This is a genomic window from Bacillus hominis, assembly GCF_018332515.1.
Classification (GTDB): domain Bacteria; phylum Bacillota; class Bacilli; order Bacillales; family Bacillaceae_G; genus Bacillus_A; species Bacillus_A hominis.
The window spans coordinates 17,524-36,691 of the sequence record NZ_BOQD01000036.1; the positions used below are offsets into that span (position 1 = coordinate 17,524).

At 37.6% G+C, this 19,168-nt stretch carries 20 protein-coding genes and 1 pseudogene; 4 read left to right on the plus strand and 17 right to left on the minus strand.

Annotated features, from left to right (window positions below):
- Positions 1 to 46 precede the first annotated feature (46 nt).
- The 17 genes and pseudogenes from KI356_RS05495 to KI356_RS05575 all read right to left on the minus strand — a co-directional run bounded on the left by KI356_RS05495 (position 47) and on the right by KI356_RS05575 (position 15,034).
- The gene (locus KI356_RS05495; protein ID WP_128281853.1) at positions 47 to 1,558 is read right to left on the minus strand and encodes a tetratricopeptide repeat protein; all 1,512 of its coding nucleotides are present in this window, start codon (positions 1,556 to 1,558) and stop codon (positions 47 to 49) included.
- Between the two features lie 145 nt (positions 1,559 to 1,703).
- Positions 1,704 to 2,210 (minus strand): acyltransferase, encoded by a 507-nt coding sequence (locus KI356_RS05500; RefSeq protein ID WP_212934995.1) that lies wholly within the window; start codon positions 2,208 to 2,210, stop codon positions 1,704 to 1,706.
- Between the two features lie 34 nt (positions 2,211 to 2,244).
- Complete coding sequence (ppaX, locus tag KI356_RS05505) at positions 2,245 to 2,895, minus strand: pyrophosphatase PpaX (protein ID WP_212934996.1); 651 nt, start codon at positions 2,893 to 2,895, stop codon at positions 2,245 to 2,247.
- A gap of 66 nt (positions 2,896 to 2,961) precedes the next feature.
- Entirely contained in the window at positions 2,962 to 3,774 is an 813-nt protein-coding gene (gene lgt / locus KI356_RS05510) for a prolipoprotein diacylglyceryl transferase (protein ID WP_128281851.1), read from the minus strand.
- Positions 3,775 to 3,798: 24 nt separating this feature from the next.
- Positions 3,799 to 4,728 (minus strand): HPr(Ser) kinase/phosphatase, encoded by a 930-nt coding sequence (gene hprK, locus KI356_RS05515; RefSeq protein WP_001127254.1) that lies wholly within the window; start codon positions 4,726 to 4,728, stop codon positions 3,799 to 3,801.
- 156 nt (positions 4,729 to 4,884) lie between these two features.
- The gene (locus tag KI356_RS05520) at positions 4,885 to 5,265 is read right to left on the minus strand and encodes a phage holin family protein (protein ID WP_128281850.1); all 381 of its coding nucleotides are present in this window, start codon (positions 5,263 to 5,265) and stop codon (positions 4,885 to 4,887) included.
- A 186-nt stretch (positions 5,266 to 5,451) separates the two neighbouring features.
- Positions 5,452 to 8,322, minus strand: coding sequence for an excinuclease ABC subunit UvrA (gene uvrA / locus KI356_RS05525; RefSeq protein WP_212934997.1), 2,871 nt, complete (start codon positions 8,320 to 8,322; stop codon positions 5,452 to 5,454).
- Positions 8,323 to 8,327: 5 nt separating this feature from the next.
- Positions 8,328 to 10,304 carry an excinuclease ABC subunit B gene (gene uvrB / locus KI356_RS05530; RefSeq protein ID WP_212934998.1) on the minus strand — a complete coding sequence of 659 codons (1,977 nt, stop codon included), beginning with the start codon at positions 10,302 to 10,304 and terminating at the stop codon, positions 8,328 to 8,330.
- Between the two features lie 151 nt (positions 10,305 to 10,455).
- Positions 10,456 to 10,887, minus strand: a complete 432-nt coding sequence (locus tag KI356_RS05535) for a DUF4362 domain-containing protein (RefSeq protein ID WP_128281847.1) — start codon at positions 10,885 to 10,887, stop codon at positions 10,456 to 10,458.
- 46 nt (positions 10,888 to 10,933) lie between these two features.
- Positions 10,934 to 11,554, minus strand: a complete 621-nt coding sequence (locus KI356_RS05540; protein ID WP_212934999.1) for a hypothetical protein — start codon at positions 11,552 to 11,554, stop codon at positions 10,934 to 10,936.
- Entirely contained in the window at positions 11,551 to 12,312 is a 762-nt protein-coding gene (locus KI356_RS05545; protein WP_212935000.1) for a MerR family transcriptional regulator, read from the minus strand. Before KI356_RS05545 ends, KI356_RS05540 begins: the two co-directional genes overlap by 4 nt.
- A 100-nt stretch (positions 12,313 to 12,412) precedes the next feature.
- Complete coding sequence (locus tag KI356_RS05550; RefSeq protein WP_212935001.1) at positions 12,413 to 12,640, minus strand: hypothetical protein; 228 nt, start codon at positions 12,638 to 12,640, stop codon at positions 12,413 to 12,415.
- A 20-nt stretch (positions 12,641 to 12,660) separates the two neighbouring features.
- Positions 12,661 to 12,980: pseudogene (locus tag KI356_RS05555) on the minus strand (ATPase).
- Positions 12,981 to 13,051: 71 nt separating this feature from the next.
- A complete protein-coding gene (locus tag KI356_RS05560) occupies positions 13,052 to 13,273 on the minus strand; it encodes a hypothetical protein (RefSeq protein WP_128281844.1) in 222 nt (73 codons plus the stop codon).
- An 11-nt stretch (positions 13,274 to 13,284) separates the two neighbouring features.
- On the minus strand, positions 13,285 to 13,680 hold the full coding sequence (locus KI356_RS05565) for a hypothetical protein (RefSeq protein WP_212935002.1): 396 nt from the start codon (positions 13,678 to 13,680) through the stop codon (positions 13,285 to 13,287).
- Between the two features lie 11 nt (positions 13,681 to 13,691).
- The gene (locus KI356_RS05570) at positions 13,692 to 13,889 is read right to left on the minus strand and encodes a helix-turn-helix transcriptional regulator (RefSeq protein ID WP_088079706.1); all 198 of its coding nucleotides are present in this window, start codon (positions 13,887 to 13,889) and stop codon (positions 13,692 to 13,694) included.
- 122 nt (positions 13,890 to 14,011) lie between these two features.
- Complete coding sequence (locus KI356_RS05575) at positions 14,012 to 15,034, minus strand: YeiH family protein (protein WP_212935003.1); 1,023 nt, start codon at positions 15,032 to 15,034, stop codon at positions 14,012 to 14,014.
- 152 nt (positions 15,035 to 15,186) lie between these two features.
- Here KI356_RS05575 and KI356_RS05580 point away from each other — a divergent pair, with 152 nt between their 5' ends.
- The 4 genes from KI356_RS05580 (at position 15,187) to abc-f (ending at position 18,949) form a co-directional block, all read left to right on the plus strand.
- Positions 15,187 to 16,080, plus strand: coding sequence for a LysR family transcriptional regulator (locus KI356_RS05580; RefSeq protein WP_212935004.1), 894 nt, complete (start codon positions 15,187 to 15,189; stop codon positions 16,078 to 16,080).
- A gap of 51 nt (positions 16,081 to 16,131) precedes the next feature.
- Entirely contained in the window at positions 16,132 to 16,500 is a 369-nt protein-coding gene (locus KI356_RS05585; protein ID WP_128281839.1) for a MerR family transcriptional regulator, read from the plus strand.
- A gap of 4 nt (positions 16,501 to 16,504) precedes the next feature.
- On the plus strand, positions 16,505 to 17,050 hold the full coding sequence (locus KI356_RS05590; RefSeq protein ID WP_212935005.1) for a flavodoxin family protein: 546 nt from the start codon (positions 16,505 to 16,507) through the stop codon (positions 17,048 to 17,050).
- Between the two features lie 264 nt (positions 17,051 to 17,314).
- Positions 17,315 to 18,949 (plus strand): ribosomal protection-like ABC-F family protein, encoded by a 1,635-nt coding sequence (gene abc-f / locus KI356_RS05595; protein WP_212935006.1) that lies wholly within the window; start codon positions 17,315 to 17,317, stop codon positions 18,947 to 18,949.
- Positions 18,950 to 19,168: the final 219 nt, after the last annotated feature.

Genomic DNA, 19,168 nt, shown 5'->3' on the forward strand with positions numbered 1-19,168 from the left:
CTCATTATACTGTTAGCATCATTTTTTTCCCAATGATTTGCCTACCCTACGTGTGCGTGCGCTTAACAGCCTGCACATACTTTCGTACAGTCGCTACAGATACATTATATACATCGCCAAGCTCTGCCTGTGTCATCTTATTTCTTTGTTCGCCGCGTACAATATATTCAATTGCCGCTGACCAACCGTACACATTTGTAAAGGTCGCTCCAGATGTATATAAACGTATGAACGTACAAAACCAAAAATTTAAACACTCTTCGATTAATTCATCGTCTTTTTTCGTATAATTGTATAACGCGTCCGCAATTCGCACGCACTGTTCGAATTGCTGTAAATCAGCTGGAATGCTTTTATGACTATTAAGTAAAAAGAAATATTTTGCAAGTTGTGATACGATTGGAACACCATTTTTCGCTTGCGTTATATCAAAGAAAAAACCAACCTTCTCTGGCGTTGACAATTCATTCATTAAATATAAAGCTAGCATTTGCTCTTCTAGCGTCGCGCTTTGCTGAAATGATTTTCGTAATTCTTCAAATAAAAGGTTTTGTCCTTCATCTGCTAAATTAAGTGCATTCCACGGTTCTTTTCCTTTTTTATCAGGATGCAATTCTACAACATGTTGCCACATTTTTTCAGCTACTTGCTGTTCCTTCACCATATACGCAGAGTATGCAAACCAGTAATAAAAACTAACGTCTCCTTCGTACCCTTGACGCTTTAATACTTTGAACCATTTATATGCAGTTTCAAAATGACCAATTGTTGCAAGCGTTGTCCCAAGTTTCAAACGATGCTCAAATGAAATTGGATATACCGAAACTAACTGCCCTGCTAATAACTCTACTTGCTTATGCTCTCCAATTGAATATAGAAAAATAAGCGTATTACAAAGCGCATGCATATTACCAGGATTTTTCTCTAAAATCATTTCTGTTAACTTGAGCGCTTGATCTACATTACCTGATTGAAAATGCGCAATCGCTAAATTATTATGGCCCGACCAAAATTCTGGATATTCTTTCGTAACAACTTCTAATGTAGCAATCGCCTCTTCTAGTTGTCCGTTACGAATGTAGCGGTTCGCTTCTTCCTGCATAACAATTAGCTCATCTTCATCCTCAATCTCTTCCTCACCCATTGCTTCTTCTTCCATAATCTCAAGCAATTCTAATGTATCTTCTACGAATTCCTTCTCTTCCGCAACTTCTAAATATCGCTCTGCATACTTCTTCGCCTGTTGAAACAAGCCCATATATGCATAATTATTTGCAATAAAATAATTGCATTGCTCAAGTTCAGGATTGGATCTAACAAGCTTTAAAAATATCTGATTCGACTCTTGATATTCACCAGATTCAGATAATGTTATTGCTAGTTGGCATAAAATAAACGGCTCCTTCTCGCTTTGTGCCGCTCTTCGAAAATATTTAATTGCATCTTGCAATTTTTGCCCTTTATAAGCCCTCATCCCTTTTTTATAAAAGAAGTCCGCTAATTGATTAAAAGAGATAACTTGTCCGTTCTCCTTATATATTCTTTGATTTTTCCCCATATATCCTCCAGTTTTTTGTTTTCTTCGTTCACACATTCTTCTATCTATAAGTATAAACGATTCCGTAAAAAACAAAACAGTATATTGTAATCAATTATTTCCTTTTTATTCATAAAAAGAGAAGGGAAATGTTACATTTTTAACATCAACCTTCTCTAGTGGCCATTTCCTCTTTCGTATAAATAATACGCATCGGATTTCCGCCTACGAAAGCGCCGCCTGGTACATCTTTATGGACAAGTGTGCCAGCAGAAACGATAGCACCATCTCCAATCGTCACACCTGGTAAAACTGTCGTATTCGCTCCAATCATAACTTCATTCCCTATGATGATTTCTCCGAGTCGATACTCACGAATTAAATATTCATGCGCTAAAAGCGTTGTATTATAGCCGATAATTGAATTGTCTCCCACAGTAATCTTTTCTGGAAACATAATGTCCGGCATTACCATAAGTGCAAACGACGTTTTCTTTCCTACTTCCATCCGTAAAAACGTGCGATATAGCCAACTCTTTACGGATAAAAATGGCGTGTAACGTGCGATTTGGATGATAATAAAGTTTTTCATTACCTTCCAAAAAGAAACTGTTTTATACACATTCCACAATGAATTTTCTCCTGAAACAGGATAGCGCGTTGTCCGTCGCACTTAGCTCTCACCTCTACTTAAATAAAGTGAAACTTTATGAGCGGTTAATACCGGACAAAATCGGTAGTAAATCACTCATCTTATCTAGCATAAAGTCTGGCTTGTAAGCTTCTAAATACGCTCTACCTTTCAATGTCCATGAAACCGCTACTGTTTTCGTACCTGCATTTTGTCCACCAACGATATCATGATGATTATCACCAACCATCAATGTTTCTTCTGGATTTGCATCTAATAATTCGAGCGCTTTTTGAAGTGGTTCTGGATGTGGTTTCACATGTTCCACATCATCAATTGTCACGACAACATCAAAAAACTGATCAAGTTTCGAAAGCTTCAATCCCATTTCAACCGTCTTTCTTGCTTTCGTTGTAACAATGCCAACCTTATAGCCTTGCTTCTTCAATTCTTGAACTGTTTCATATACAGTTTCATATTCTTCCACTAATTCATCATGATGCTCATGATTAAATTGACGATAACATGTAATCATCTCTTCAACCTTGCTTGCATCAATATTACTAAAAGTATCGTGCAAAGATGGACCGATAAATGGCAATACGTCTTCACGCTTATACTGATTTGGATAATATGTATGTAACGTATGTAAAAAAGAAGAGATAATAAGTTCATTTGTATTAATTAACGTTCCATCTAAATCAAATAATACTGTATTTATTTTCATCGTCCTTGATCCTTTCATTATCTGAATATGAAAGAAGCAGCATCTTATATAAGATGCTACTTTTCTCTAATTTTCTAAATATCTTTTATCAGCTTGCCCCGTTTTTCGTCTCACAATAATGAAAATAATAGAAATAACAACAATTCCAATAGACATTACTTGTGCAATACGAAGTGGTCCTAACATTAAACTATCTGTACGCAAACCTTCTACGAAGAAGCGTCCCACTGAATACCAAATTAAATATGTGAAGAATAGTTCCCCGCGGCGTAAATTCACTTTTCGTAACGCGAGTAGTAAAATAACACCTGCAAAGTTCCATAACGATTCATATAAAAACGTTGGGTGATAATACACACCATCAATGTACATTTGATTAATAATGAAATCCGGTAAATGAAGACCTTCTAAAAACTGTCTCGTTACTTCATCACCATGCGCCTCTTGGTTCATAAAGTTTCCCCATCGGCCAATTGCTTGTCCTAGTAAAATACTTGGCGCAGCAATATCCGCTAACTTCCAGAATGAAAGCCCGCGTCGTTTCGCAAAAAGAATCCCTGTAATAACAGCCCCGATTAAACCACCGTGAATCGCCAAACCACCTTGACGAATATTAATAATTTGACTCGGATTTTGCGAATAATATTCCCATTCAAAAATGACATAATACATTCTCGCAAAAAGAATGGCAATTGGTACTGCGATTAATACAAGATCGATAAATGTATCTTTGTGAATACCTAGCCTTTCTCCCTCGCGAGTTGCTAGCCAAAGACCTAATAGCACACCTGTACCGATAATAACCCCATACCAATAAACAGGGAACGGTCCGAGTTGGATTGCTACACGGTCAAGCTGTGGTACGGAACCTAACAGCATATGTATGACCTCCCTCTCCAGAGTCTACTCTTGATTTCCTAACTCAATCGCACTCATTAATCGTTCAGAGAACTGCTGTGCCGCATTGACTCCCATACGTTTTAATCTGAAGTTCATCGCTGCTACTTCAATAATAACAGCCAAGTTTCGACCAGGACGAACTGGAAGTGTAATCTTCGTAAGTTCTGTATCAATAATCTTCATCTTCTCTTCATCAAGACCTAAGCGATCATAATTTTTCTTTTGATCCCAAATTTCAAGATTAATAACAAGCGTAATACGTTTATAATTTCGTACTGCCCCTGCACCGAATAACGTCATTACGTTAATAATACCTAGACCACGAATTTCTAATAAGTGCTCAATTAAATCAGGTGAGCTTCCTACTAATGTGTCTTCATCTTCTTGACGAATTTCTACGCTATCATCCGCAACAAGGCGGTGACCACGCTTTACAAGTTCAAGCGCTGTCTCACTTTTCCCGACACCACTTTGACCTGTAATTAAAACACCAACGCCATAAATATCTACTAACACACCATGAACAGCTGTTGTTGGCGCTAGCTTACCTTCTAAATAGTTTGTTAAACGACTTGATAATCTCGTCGTCGTTTGAGAAGAACGTAATAAAGGCACGCCTGATTCACGTGATGCTTGTAATAACTCATCCGGCACATCTTGATTACGAGTTACAATAATACAAGGTGTCTCTTCCGTACAAAGCGCTTTCATTCTCTCTTGCTTTTGCTCTGTCGTTAACGTATCAAAGAATGTAAGCTCCGTTTTTCCAAGAAGCTGCACGCGATCAGCTGGATAATATGTAAAAAATCCTGCCATTTCAATTCCAGGTCGTGATAAATCACTCGTATCAATCGGACGATGAATCCCTTCTTCACCACTTACTAACTCCAATTGAAATTGTTCAATTAAATCTTTTGTCCTTACTTTCGGCATATGTATAAACCTCCACTCCGCTGCGGGTTCAGTCTCATTTGATGTAAAATTCCATTCTACCGGATATTGTACCATTTTTTTTTGGAAACAAGAAACACGGTTTCTAATAAATAGAAAAAAACATTTCATATGAATCATGAAATGTTTTTCTTTTTGTCATTTTCTCTTTTTTTCATGTAATGGTTCAACAATTACTTTGTCAATTATCATATTAAAAATCGAAATACAAATTGCCGCAACAATCGCTACACCAAATCCAGATATATTAAAGGCGTCCCCTAATAATGAATCCGTCATCTTTAACGTAATCGCATTAATAACAATTAAGAAGAAACCGAAAGTTACAAGAGTAATTGGTAGCGTAATTAAAATTAAAAGCGGCTTTACAAATACGTTTAAAATCGCCAATATAATACTCGCAATAATTGCAGTTTGTATATTTGCTATGTAAAATGCGTCTGGTGCAACCCCTTTTAAAAGTCCGGATACAGCGATTAACACAACGCTATTTACAAGAAGTGATACAATCCATCTCATTTCCTTACACATCCTTTTAACATATATATTTCATCATACGCTAATAGATAATAAACGCAAGTAACACGCAAACTCTTATACCAACTTATTCTATTCTTCACGCTTGTATACCTACTAACAATCTTACCAGGTTCCCTTAGTGAAATGAAAACCGAGTGTAATTTCCACTCGGTTTTCATTAACAACTTATTGTGATAACTCTACTTCTTTTATTTTCTCTTTCATTCTTGCTTTATCACGATTTAAAATCTCTTTTAAATACTTACCTGTATACGAGCGTTCTTCTTTCACTACTTGCTCTGGCGTTCCGGAAGCAACGATTTGTCCGCCTTTGTCTCCGCCTTCTGGCCCAAGATCCACGATATAATCAGCTGTTTTAATAACATCTAAATTATGCTCGATTACAAGTACTGTCTCCCCGCTTTCAACAAGACGTTGCAACACTTCTAGAAGACGTGCAATATCATGGGCATGTAAGCCAGTCGTCGGCTCATCTAAAATGTATAACGTACGCCCTGTAGAGCGACGATGTAATTCAGAAGCTAATTTCACACGCTGCGCCTCACCACCTGATAACGTCGTAGCTGGTTGTCCTAATTTCATATAACCAAGCCCTACATCTACAAGTGTTTGAAGTTTACGCTTAATTTTCGGGATGTTAGCAAAGAACTCTACCCCATCTTCAATTGTCATCCCTAACACTTCAGAAATATTCTTATCTTTATATTTCACTTCTAACGTTTCACGGTTGTAACGTTTACCGTGACAAACTTCACACGGAACATACACGTCTGGTAAGAAATGCATTTCAATTTTAATAATTCCATCACCACGACACGCTTCACAACGGCCGCCTTTTACGTTAAAGCTGAAACGTCCTTTTTGATATCCACGCACTTTCGCTTCATTCGTTTGCGCAAACACATCACGAATATCATCGAATACACCTGTATATGTTGCTGGGTTGGAACGTGGTGTACGCCCGATTGGTGATTGATCAATATCAATAACTTTATCTAACTGCTCAAGACCTTTAATTTCTTTATGAACTCCTGGCTTCGCTTTTGCTTTATATAACTTTTGAGCTAACGATTTGTATAGCACTTCATTAATCATCGTACTTTTTCCAGAGCCAGATACGCCTGTCACTGCTACAAATGTTCCTAGAGGGAATGACATCTTCGCGTTTTTCAAGTTATTTTCTTTCGCACCGACAATCTCCACTTTACGTCCATCACCTTTACGTCTTTCAAGTGGTACCGGAATAAACTCTTTACCGCTTAAATATTTCCCTGTTAATGAATTCTCGTCTTGCATAACTTCAGCTGGTGTACCTGCTGATACAACTTGACCACCATGAATACCTGCACCAGGTCCGATATCAAGTAAATAATCAGCAGCCATCATCGTATCTTCATCATGCTCAACAACGATTAACGTATTTCCTAAATCACGCATTTCCTGCAATGTACGAATAAGACGATCATTATCGCGCTGATGCAAACCAATAGAAGGCTCATCGAGGATATACAGTACACCAGTAAGGCGAGAACCAATTTGCGTTGCTAAACGAATACGCTGCGCCTCACCACCTGATAAAGTTCCTGCGGCACGACTTAACGTTAAATAATCTAAACCGACGTTCACTAAGAACCCAACGCGTTCCTGAATTTCTCTTAAAATTAAATGAGCAATTTTTTGTTGTTTCTCAGTTAACTCAACATTCGAGAAGAACTCCTGTACTTCTTGAACAGAATATTTCGTTACATCGGCAATCGTTTTATCACCAACGAAAACAGCTAAACTCTCAGGCTTTAAGCGTCCGCCTTTACACTTTGGACAAGCTTGCTCCGCCATATATTTCTCCATTTGCTCACGAACATAATCAGAACTCGTCTCACGATAACGACGCTCGATATTCGGAATAACACCTTCAAATAAAATCTCATTTTCCTTTACTTGACCAAATTCATTCACATAGCGGAAATAAACCTTCTCTTCACCGCTTCCATACAACACTTTATCAAATAAATCCCTCGGTATATCTTTCACCGGCATATCCATATCGATGCCGTAATGATTACACACAGATTTTAATAATTGCGGGTAATATTGTGAACTTGTCGGTTCCCAAGGAGCAATCGCATGTTCATTTAATGATACATCCCAGTTCGGAATAACAAGCTCTAAATCTACCTCTAACTTCGAGCCAAGTCCATCACAAGAAGGACACGCGCCGAACGGACTATTGAACGAGAACATACGCGGCTCTAATTCTCCGATTGAAAAACCACAATGCGGACAAGCATGATGTTCACTAAATAGAAGTTCTTCCTCTCCCATTACATCGATTAAAACTCGGCCCCCGCCAAGCTTTAAAGCACTTTCGAGTGAATCTGCAAGTCGGCTTGCAATTCCTTCTTTCACAACAATACGGTCAATAACAACTTCAATTGAATGCTTCTTATTTTTTTCTAACGTAATCTCTTCAGATACATCCAGCATCTCTCCATCAACGCGCACACGAACATAACCTTGCTTCTTAATATCTTCTAATACTTTCACATGCGTACCTTTACGCCCTGACACGATAGGCGCTAGCACTTGCAACTTCGTACGTTCAGGATATTCAAGAACACGGTCTACCATCTGTTCCACTGTTTGTGATGTAATTTCAATTCCATGATTCGGACAAATCGGCGTACCAATTCGTGCGAATAATAAACGTAAATAATCATAAATCTCTGTTACCGTTCCAACCGTTGAACGTGGATTACGACTCGTCGTTTTTTGATCAATTGAAATCGCTGGAGATAAACCCTCAATCGTATCAACATCCGGCTTATCCATTTGCCCTAAAAACTGGCGCGCATACGCGGATAAAGATTCCACGTATCTACGCTGCCCTTCCGCATAAATCGTATCAAATGCTAACGATGATTTTCCTGAACCAGACAATCCCGTCACAACAACAAGCTGATTTCTCGGAATGGTTACGTCAATATTTTTTAAATTATGCGCTCTAGCACCTTTTACAACAATAAAATCCTTACTCACTCTTTTCACCCTTCCGCTTTTAATTCTAATAGTAAATCTCTTAATTCAGCTGCACGCTCGAAATCTAACGCTTTTGCTGCTTCTTTCATCTCTGCTTCCATCTTCGCAATTGTATTTTCACGTTCTTTTTTCGTCATCTTCTTAGCTGGTGCTGTTTCATACGTTTCCGTATCCTCAGCTGCTGTTGTCGCACGAATAACGTCACGTACTCCTTTTTGAATTGTCTTCGGCGTAATACCATGCTCTTTATTGTAAGCTTCTTGCAACTGGCGACGACGCTGCGTTTCTTCAATCGCAATTCCCATTGATCTTGTTATACGATCTGCGTACATAATAACGCGGCCGTTTTCATTACGTGCCGCACGACCAATTGTTTGAATTAATGAACGCTCTGAACGTAGGAATCCTTCCTTATCAGCATCTAAAATAGCTACAAGTGATACTTCTGGAATATCTAATCCTTCTCGTAATAAGTTAATACCGACAAGTACATCAAACTTACCAAGGCGAAGGTCACGAATAATTTCAATACGTTCTAACGTTTTAATTTCAGAGTGAAGATAGTTCACTTTAATTCCTACATCTTTTAAGTAATCCGTTAAATCCTCTGACATTTTTTTCGTTAAAGTCGTAATTAATACACGTTCATTTTTCGCAATCCGGTCATGGATTTCTCCTAATAAATCATCTATTTGTCCTTCAATTGGTCGTATATCAATTGGTGGATCTAAAAGCCCTGTTGGACGAATAATTTGTTCTACTACTTCCGGTGACTGCTCTAACTCGTACGGTCCTGGCGTTGCCGAAACGTAAATAACTTGATTCGTTTTCTCTTCAAACTCATCAAATGTGAGCGGTCTATTATCTAAAGCTGATGGCAGACGGAATCCATGATCAACAAGCACCTGCTTACGTGCTTGGTCCCCGTTATACATCGCTCTTACTTGCGGAACCGATACATGCGACTCATCCATAACAATTAAGAAATCCTCTGGAAAATAATCTAAAAGCGTATACGGCGTTGAACCTGCTGGACGAAGTGTTAAATGACGGGAATAGTTTTCAATCCCTGAACAAAAACCCATCTCGCGCATCATTTCTAAATCATAACGTGTACGTTGTTCTATGCGCTGCGCTTCTAACAATTTACCGTTATCATTTAATTCTTTTAAACGCTCTTCTAATTCTTTTTCTATATTTTCAATAGCTACCTTCAGCTTTTCTTCACGTGTAACGAAGTGAGATGCTGGGAAGATTGCTACATGATCACGTTCTGATAATACTTCACCCGTTAATGCATTTACTTCTCGAATACGATCTATTTCATCTCCGAAAAATTCAATTCGAATACAATGCTCGTCAAGTGATGCCGGGAAAATTTCAACTACATCTCCGCGCACACGGAATGTACCACGCTTGAAATCAATATCATTACGTCCATACTGTACATCAACAAGTTCACGAAGCAATTGATTGCGGTCCTTTTCCATACCAACTCGAAGTGAAACAACTAACTCGCGGTATTCTTCCGGAGAACCTAAACCATATATGCACGATACACTCGCAACGATAATAACATCATCTCGTTCAAATAAGGAAGACGTTGCCGAGTGGCGTAATTTATCGATTTCATCGTTAATTTGCGCATCTTTTTCAATAAACGTATCCGTATGTGGTACGTACGCTTCCGGCTGATAATAATCGTAATAACTAACAAAATACTCAACAGAATTGTTAGGAAAGAAATCTTTCAGCTCACTATATAACTGCCCTGCTAACGTTTTATTATGAGCCATTACAAGTGTTGGCTTCTGCACCTCTTTAATGACATTTGAAATCGTAAATGTCTTACCCGTTCCTGTCGCTCCAAGCAACACTTGCTTTTTCTTTCCACTATTAAGTCCCTCTACAAGCTTCTCTATCGCTCCCGGCTGATCACCTTGCGGGGAATACTCTGAGATAATTTCAAATTGATGTTCCAACTAAAATCCGACCTCCTCATAAAAATCTGTATTATTATTTTACCACGAATACTCATAAAAAACCTAAAAAAACGAACAGATATTCGGTAAAACTTTCGACAATATATACATAAAAAAAGGAAGGAATAAATACCTCCTTCCTCTACTAACTCTATTTTTTAGGTACATAGAATAAGTCATATCCATTGCGCCCATTTTCATTCGTACACTCTATTAACCTATAAGTGATTTCTGATTTGCGCTGCTCTTTAACAATACTTTTACAACTATCTTTATGTAACCCTTTATGGTCACCAGCAAATTGATCTTGCCTATTATCTAACACATAAAGTACATCTTTCCCACTATGCTCTAACGTTTGAAAAATCGGGTCACCTTCATGTGTGTAATGTACAATTCTTATTTTATCAACTTTCCCTTGATCAACATTCAAAACGAACTGTTCGAATTTATCTAGATTGGAAGTTCCTGCTCCCTTTACAATGACATCATTCTTCTTATCAATTGTACTGGTAGGTTGTGAGCATGCTACTAAACTAAAGAGAAATAAGCATATAAAACCTGTTCTTTTTCCTATTGTTATCCTCTCCTATACAAACTATTGGTATACTAGAAAAAGCTACTTTCCTCTACGAAAGTAGCTTCTCTTTTTCTTTCTCCTTTTTCGGGAAAATCACATATGAAAATGAAATTGCAGTATCCGCTAAAAGAATAATAGCCCATACTTGGCTTACACGGCTTGCTGCTTTATTTAAAACAATTCCTGACTCTAACCAATTGCCCCACTGTTCGACTGGAATAAACCCATACGCGAAGAAAAAGAAAATATGAACAACAACAAACAAAATAAGATGCAAAGCCCAATTTTTTATTTCCTGTTTCGCATAGGCCATACCCGTTAATTCTACCTGTTCTTCGATAATAGGAAGTGGTTCATTTCGCCACTTCGCAACTAATTTTCGCACATATATATCTAATTTCTTCAAATCCTTTTTCCCATAAAAAACTGCATATAATAAAATGATTACCGTAATGATTTGAAAATTAGAGAACTTTCCGGTTTGATAATAGTCCACTACCCCTAAAGTTAAAATAAACACTTCATTTATGAGTAGCACAATCCCCATAATAAAACTCGCCTTTTTCAAACGGAATCCGTAACGGAGTAAAAAGAAACCGATAGCTGATAACCAAAATACAATTTCAGCACCAATTAAAAAATACCACCGATATTCTGCCAGTATACTCATTTACCCATCTCCCTTTCATCGTAAATACGAAAAGCTTCATCCATATACACTATTAACTCTTCTTCAATTGGATACATACTCATTTTCTGTGAATCTTCTTTTGACTTTCTTACTTCCCACAATTTATCTAAAAATGCTTCATCACCATTTGCCATCTCTAAACATTTCTGCATTAATTTCTTTGTTACGCCTTGTACTTCATCACACGATGCTTCCTTACCGTCTTTCATAAAGTTACGTAGTTGCTTTAATAAATCTACCCACTCTAAAACATTCGGGTCTTCTTCACTCATGTTCGGCAAATTATGAAGTAACTTTTGTTCTTCCTTAGAAAAAATTTCATTTTGAAACATTTCACGTATTCGCGGAGACTGTTTTGAAAGCTGAATAAGCTCAAACATAACTTTCCAATCCATTTCTCCTTCGACGTCTACTGAATATACGACTGCTTGTAAAATACGTTCCATTCGATTAAATTTTTTCTGTTCTTCTTGTACAAACTTAAGTTGTTTTTCAAGCGATACTTTTAAATTGATCTCACCCGTTGTTAACATATTCGTAATCTCTTTTAACGAAAATCCCATTTCTTTTAAAAATAAAATTTGCTGCAAACGAACAACGTCTCTCTCGCTATATAACCGATGTCCTCCATCAGTTTTCCCACTCGGCTTTAATAAATCGATTTGATCATAATAACGTAACGTCCTTACTGTAACCCCCGTTTCCCTCGTTAGTTCTTGAATCGAAATCAACCCCATCACCTCTTCTCCTTCATTATAAAAGATGACGTAACGTAACTTTCAAGTAGTTTGTAAAAAAAATACAAAAAGCTGTTTATACCTTTTGTATAAACAGCTTTTATGGAAGAAAACCCTTTTGTATGGCACGTCCACAAGATAAAACAATTGCCCCAACAACAACACTTGTTGCTGTTTTATGATAATGCGCTAAAACTAATAAATAGTATGATAAACTTACAGCACCAATCATAATACAGACACTTGGCACTGGATTACGAGAGAAGTTTTGCATCCCCCACAAAATTGCAAATATAGCCGTCGCAACACATAATACCGCTAGTCCCATCCCGTTTCCCCTTTATATATTTATTTGATGTCCCTTGTTGCTAATACACTCGTCGACGCTACGCTAATTAACAGTCCAAAAATAACTATATATAATGATTCATTTACATCCACGAGCTCTCTATCTAAATACTTATTCACGCAAAGATACGAGATAAAAAGTAAAAAGAACGCTACCATACAAACCATAAAATATTGCTGCATTTTTTCATGATCCTCTCATCTAATGCAGGTACGCCTTCTTCTTTTAATCGCTTTTTCTCCTTATACTCAGACACAGCATATAAAATAATAAGAGCTACATTTGAAATCAATATCGTTCCCCACGAAATATTTAAAATGACTAAACTCGTATTTTAAAAAATTCCCGCTAAAAATAGACTCCCTAAAAATCTCATAACCCCTTGTTTATTCATACACGATCAGCCTCTTTTTTATTTCTATATTTCCACTTCGGCCAATAATTCACAACGAAATAAACAAACTGCCCTAGTACAAATAAAACAAATGGCATACCAGCATTTCCGTAAACAATTAAATTATATATACTCCATATCGCTAAACTAGTTGTTAAAAATAACCCTAAATATTTAAAGGCTTTATCCGATTGAAATCTCTCAAACTCATCTTGCATTTTCATTCCTCCTATCGCCATGCTCGTTTTCCCGCCATTACTCCTAAGATGAGACTACTAGCAAATAAGAAACTACATACAATGAATATTTCTGGAATCGGTATAACAGCCCTTCCTATCGCTTTACTCGCAACAAGATAAACTATAAGCAGAATAAACGCGAATATAAATGAAACATTTACATACTTTTTTATATTTTCATTTACTCGCTCATCTATATCTGGAATCTCTTCTTTTTTGTACTTACGCTTTTTGTAATACACATACACCGTCAACAATACAATTGCTAAAATGTTACTAACTATTAGCGGTAAAATTGGTATAGATGGATCCATAATACGAACTAAAACGTCTCCTCCACATAATCCTAAGACAGTAGCAATATACAACTTTTTAGTATCGTTCATTTGCTCTCCCCTTACTCTAGCGTAAATATTTCCTCTACCTTCATTCCAAAATATTTGGCGATTTTTAAGGATAACTCTAGACTCGGGTTATAGTGGTGGTTCTCAATTGCCACGATTGTCTGCCGCGTCACTTGCATCGCCTTTGCCATTTCAATTTGTGTTATGTGATTTTGCTTTCTTAACTCTTTTATTTTATTTTTCACACCCATAGGCTCCACCTTCGAAAGTAAAGATATCTTTACTTTAATTATAAATATTTTCCAATTGCAAGTAAAGATATCTTTACAAAAAAAGGTAAAAAAAGAGGCATCTATAAGATGCCTCTTTGCTACTACATAAATCCTAATGCATATACAAGAACGTACCCAAGAACAGATAAGCAAACCGAGCCAATCAATCCTGCCACAAATGCTCTGCTTCCTAATTTGCGGAACGTTTTAAACTCTACATTTAAACCGAGTCCTGCCATCGCCATTGCAATAAGCATGTACGCAATGACTACAATATATCCGGCAACAACTTCTGGTATAATCCCAAGCGAATGCACCGCACTCATTGCTAAAAATCCGAAGATGAACCAAGGAATCGGAAGATCGCGCCACGATCTTTTTTCTTTGCTTCCCTCGCTCTTACCAAACCATAATCCAATTAAAATCGCTACTGGAACAAGCATCGCTACGCGCGTTAATTTCACAATAACTGCGATGTCTACAGCCGTACTACCGCCTGGTGCGGCCGCCGCGATAACGTGGGCGATTTCATGTAGTGTCGCTCCCGAGAACACGCCATATCCGTACGGAGATAAGCCAAGCACTGGATATAATAGCGTATAAATAAGTGTAAATATCGTACCTAAAATTGCAATAATTGCTGCCCCGACTGCTGTTTCTTCATCTTTCGCTTTCACTTGCGGTGCAATTGCCACGACCGCAGCCGCACCGCAAATTGCCGTCCCGCATGCTGTTAAAATCCCAAGTTTCTTTTCTACTTTAAATACTTTTGTTAGTCCGTATACAACGAAAATTGTAAATGTAATAACAACCGCTGCGATAACCAATACTTTTGGTCCCGCCTTCGCAATATCTACAAGATTTAACCGCATTCCAAGTAAGATGATCCCGAAGCGAAGCAACTTCTTACTTGCAAAGTTCGTTCCCGCTAGCGCTTCTTGCGGAACTCCGATAGCTGCTCGCCAAACCATCCCAATTAGAATAGCAATTACTAATTGTCCCATAATATTTAAAAACGGAAGCTCTGCTAAATATTTCGCGACAATGGCGATTAATAATGTAATCCCAATACCTTGCGAAAATCCAAAGCCCTTCTTCTTTTGTATAACAAGTGTTTGTTCCACCTTATACCACCCCAATAATCGTATTGGAACATGCATGTTCTTTCTACTTACATTATAAGAGAATTTTTATAATAAGTTTAATATCAATATTGAATCCCTATCATCAGAAATACTTATGATAAGATGAAAGAAAAACGAAAGGAGCTTAGCAAATGAATGTAGATATTTTAAAGATTTTTGTTACGGTCGTTGAACAGAAACATTTCTCCCGTGCAGCAGAACTATTAAATCTTTCACAACCCGGCGTTAGTATGCACATTCGCAACCTGGAAAATGAATTTGGGACTACACTTATTCAGCGGTCCCCAAAGCACGTCCAAGTTACGGAAGCTGGAAACATATTATACATACATGCAAAGCAAATGCTCTCTCTCTATGAAGAAGCAAAACAAGAAATTAACGAGTTACATAACGTTGTAACAGGAACACTTCGCATCGGCGCTAGTTTTACAATTGGCGAATACTTACTCCCAAAAATACTCGCTAACTATGCGAATGAAAATCCACACGTCGAAGTTCATACATTTATCTCAAATACAGAAGAAGTTTTGCAAAGCCTCCGCTCCAATCAAATCGATATCGGCTTAGTGGAAGGTCAGGTCGTATACGCTGACGTGGACGTTGAAACGTTTATGCAAGATGAAATGAAGCTCGTCGTTCCACCAAATCATCCATTACTTCACATCAAAGATATAAACGAAACTACTCTCCAAGACCAAGTATGGGTATTAAGAGAAAGTGGTTCTGGTACACGTGCTTATAGTGACCGCTTTATTCATCAACATCATTTAAAAATGAAACGATTCTTTACATTCAGTAGTATCCAAAGCGTGAAGGAAGCAGTTAGTGCCGGGCTCGGCATCGCTATACTTTCTGACTGGACCGTGCGGAAAGAACTACTAGCCAAAGAACTATTCCACGTCAAAGTTCCAAATGAAAAACTAATCCGCCCATTCTCCATCGTGCGCGGCAAATATTTCATCCCGTCTAAAGCCATTCAAGTGTTTTTAAATCATGTAGATTTTTTTGCGAAAAAACAGAGTTGACCTTCACATTAGTGTGAAGGTTTACAATACATGTAAAAGGAGTGAAATGCAGTGCGAATTGGAGAGTTATCAAAAGAAACTGGCGTTAGCGAGAGATCACTAAGACATTATGAAGAAAAGGGATTGCTCCCTTCAAATCGCCTTACAAATGGCTACCGTGATTTCGATAAAAGTGCCATTGAAAAAGTAGAGCTTATCCAAATGTATTTACAGCTCGGCTTGAATTTAGAAGAGACAGCAACAATGCTGCGTTGCCTTGAAATCGAGCCGCACCTGTACGAAAATCCGTGCAGTAGCATCCTTGTGCTTTACGAAGATAAGCTCAAGGAAGTAACAAGGCAAATCTCATTACTTTCCAACATTCAAACGAATTTACAAAAACACGTTTCACTCCTAAAACAAGCAAAAGAAAAGGGATGATTACATGTTTGTTATACATGGCAGTTCAAGACAAAACGGAAATACGGAAGCTTTAACACATATGGTGATTGATGGGATTGAAACAGAACAAATTTACTTGCGTGATCATATTGTCCGTCCAATCATAGATCAGCGACATGATGTAGAAGGATTTCAACCTGTAAATGATGACTATGGGCAGTTAATTGAGCGCATGCTAGAGCACGACACAATTATCTTCGCTACACCGCTATACTGGTACGGAATGAGCGGCCACATGAAGAACTTCGTTGATCGCTGGTCACAAAGCTTGCGTGATACATCTCTTCATTTCAAAGAAAAAATGAAAGGTAAAAAAATGTACGTTGTCATCGTTGGCGGAGACAGTCCAAAACTGAAAGCATTGCCACTTATCGCCCAGTTCCAATATATCTTTGATTTTGTTGGTTCATCATTTGAAGGGTATATTATTGGGGATGCGAATGGATTGGATGAAATCAAGAACGATGCTGAGGCGCTGTCAAAAGCACAATTGTATAATAATAAATTCAAAAATAGCACACAGAAATAAGTTTGACAAATCCATTTGTATGCGCATACAATAAAAATAATATTATGAAAGGAAGGTACTTTGACCAATGAAGTTCTAATTCTCTTATTTATTTCATCCATCACAAATAGTGAACAAAAATGATGAAAACTAGCAGAGGATTAGTCTGTCCATTTGTCGATACTTTCTTTCGATACGATCATGTGAAAAATCGTTTATTTATGTACGATTTTTACATACCAGGGCGACGTTTATCCTCTCTAGTGAAACTAGGGAGGTTTTTTTATGACTATTTTAATCGCACGTAATATCGAAAAGAGCTTTGGTGATCGCACCATATTTACGTTACCATCACTAGAAATTCAAGCAAACGATCGTATAGGAATTGTCGGAGTCAACGGAGCTGGAAAATCTACGTTATTACAAATATTAAGTAAAGAAATAGAAGCTGACAAAGGTACAGTAACTCATCATAGTTCTATCTCCATCATTCCTCAGCTTAGCGAAGAAATACCGGAAACCGCTTCTTCCCTCGCTAAAGGAAAATGGAATATTTCAAGCGTCGCAAATTCAATGAGCGGCGGTGAACGAATGCGCCTAAAGATTGCCCATGCCCTCGAACAAGATGCAGGTATTCTATTCGCTGATGAACCAACAAGTCACTTAGATATGATCGGTACAGAGCAATTAGAAAAGGCACTTTTATCTTATAAAGGTGCACTAGTTTTAATATCACATGATCGCGATTTCCTAAATGCCATATGTACCAAAATCATCGAAATTGAAGATGGTACTATTCAAGAATATAAAGGGAATTATTCAAACTATCGAAAACAAAAAGAACGTGAGCGAATACAAAAACAAGCGGAATATGAGCAATATGTAAACGAAAAAAATCGTTTAGAGCAATCAATTTTACAAAGAAAGCAACGTGCTTCTAGCATGACAAAAGTCCCAACACGGTTCAGTTCATCTGAATCTAAACTTTATAAATTAAGTGGGGCTCATGGCCAAGAACAGGTTAGCAAAGCAGCGAAAGCAGTAGAGACACGTCTCGAAAAATTAGAAAAGAAAGAAAAGCCAAAGGAACTTTCTCAAGCTCAGTTTGACGTGCAATACCATACCCCCATTCATAGTAAAGTGGCAGTACAGTTCAATAAAGCAACAAAGAAAATAGGTGATCGTACATTATTTAAAAATATGAACGGGACAATCGCCCCTGGTGCAAAGCTTGCTATTGTAGGAGCAAACGGAAGTGGAAAAACAACTTTATTCAACATGCTTCTTGCAAAGGAGCGTGGTATCCAACTTTCAAAGAGTTGTAAAATCGGATACTTTGAACAAACATTATCTATTTTAAACACAGATAAAACAATTTTAGAAAATGTTCTAGAAGAAACGAACTATACTGAATCGTTCGTTCGAACAATACTTGCAAGGCTACTTTTCCGCCGTGAAGATGTTCATAAACCTGTGCACGTCTTAAGTGGTGGTGAACGAATGAAGGTTGCACTCGCAAAAGTATTTTTAGGAAACTATAATATGCTTCTGCTCGATGAACCGACAAACTATTTAGACTTAGCGACGCAAGAAGAATTAGAAAGCATGTTACAAGAATATCCTGGCACTATACTTTTCATTAGCCATGACCGTGCCTTCGTTCGTTCTGTTGCAGACCATATTCTACAAGTAGATGAGAGAGAGCCAAGAATATTCCACGGCAATTACGAGCAATACACAAAAAGAACAACCGAAGCTTCTGTAAACGTTACTGAACAAGAATTATTGAGGTTACAAACAAAATTAACTGAAATCATCAGCCGGATTTCTATCCCAAATCAGCATGATGACATCATATTTCTCGAACAAGAATACGAAACATTATTAGTTCAAATCCAGAAATGTAAAGAAGCGCTCTAATGTCTTCCCTATATATCGACGGGATCTTCCGCATTTCCCAAGAAATATCGAGGCTTCGACATAGAATATCACCCTACCTATCATGTTAGACACAATAACAACAAAAAGCCGTACATCAGCACGGCTTTTCACTTTATCCCGCATTAACGGGCAGTAGGACTCCCACCTCAAAATTCTGCTTGAGCAAAGAAGTTAAGTGGAAGATCAACTGCCCGTAAA

What these genes read in the sequence shown, in the direction of transcription:
- KI356_RS05570 (WP_088079706.1), bottom strand. Translation starts at nt 13,889, where the DNA reads ATGGGTGTGAAAAATAAAATAAAAGAGTTAAGAAAGCAAAATCACATA.
- KI356_RS05580 (WP_212935004.1), top strand. Translation starts at nt 15,187, where the DNA reads ATGAATGTAGATATTTTAAAGATTTTTGTTACGGTCGTTGAACAGAAA.
- lgt (WP_128281851.1), bottom strand. Translation starts at nt 3,774, where the DNA reads ATGCTGTTAGGTTCCGTACCACAGCTTGACCGTGTAGCAATCCAACTC.
- KI356_RS05540 (WP_212934999.1), bottom strand. Translation starts at nt 11,554, where the DNA reads ATGAGTATACTGGCAGAATATCGGTGGTATTTTTTAATTGGTGCTGAA.
- KI356_RS05565 (WP_212935002.1), bottom strand. Translation starts at nt 13,680, where the DNA reads ATGAACGATACTAAAAAGTTGTATATTGCTACTGTCTTAGGATTATGT.
- KI356_RS05545 (WP_212935000.1), bottom strand. Translation starts at nt 12,312, where the DNA reads ATGGGGTTGATTTCGATTCAAGAACTAACGAGGGAAACGGGGGTTACA.
- KI356_RS05495 (WP_128281853.1), bottom strand. Translation starts at nt 1,558, where the DNA reads ATGGGGAAAAATCAAAGAATATATAAGGAGAACGGACAAGTTATCTCT.
- KI356_RS05550 (WP_212935001.1), bottom strand. Translation starts at nt 12,640, where the DNA reads ATGGGACTAGCGGTATTATGTGTTGCGACGGCTATATTTGCAATTTTG.
- abc-f (WP_212935006.1), top strand. Translation starts at nt 17,315, where the DNA reads ATGACTATTTTAATCGCACGTAATATCGAAAAGAGCTTTGGTGATCGC.
- hprK (WP_001127254.1), bottom strand. Translation starts at nt 4,728, where the DNA reads ATGCCGAAAGTAAGGACAAAAGATTTAATTGAACAATTTCAATTGGAG.
- KI356_RS05520 (WP_128281850.1), bottom strand. Translation starts at nt 5,265, where the DNA reads ATGAGATGGATTGTATCACTTCTTGTAAATAGCGTTGTGTTAATCGCT.
- KI356_RS05590 (WP_212935005.1), top strand. Translation starts at nt 16,505, where the DNA reads ATGTTTGTTATACATGGCAGTTCAAGACAAAACGGAAATACGGAAGCT.
- KI356_RS05560 (WP_128281844.1), bottom strand. Translation starts at nt 13,273, where the DNA reads ATGCAAGATGAGTTTGAGAGATTTCAATCGGATAAAGCCTTTAAATAT.
- ppaX (WP_212934996.1), bottom strand. Translation starts at nt 2,895, where the DNA reads ATGAAAATAAATACAGTATTATTTGATTTAGATGGAACGTTAATTAAT.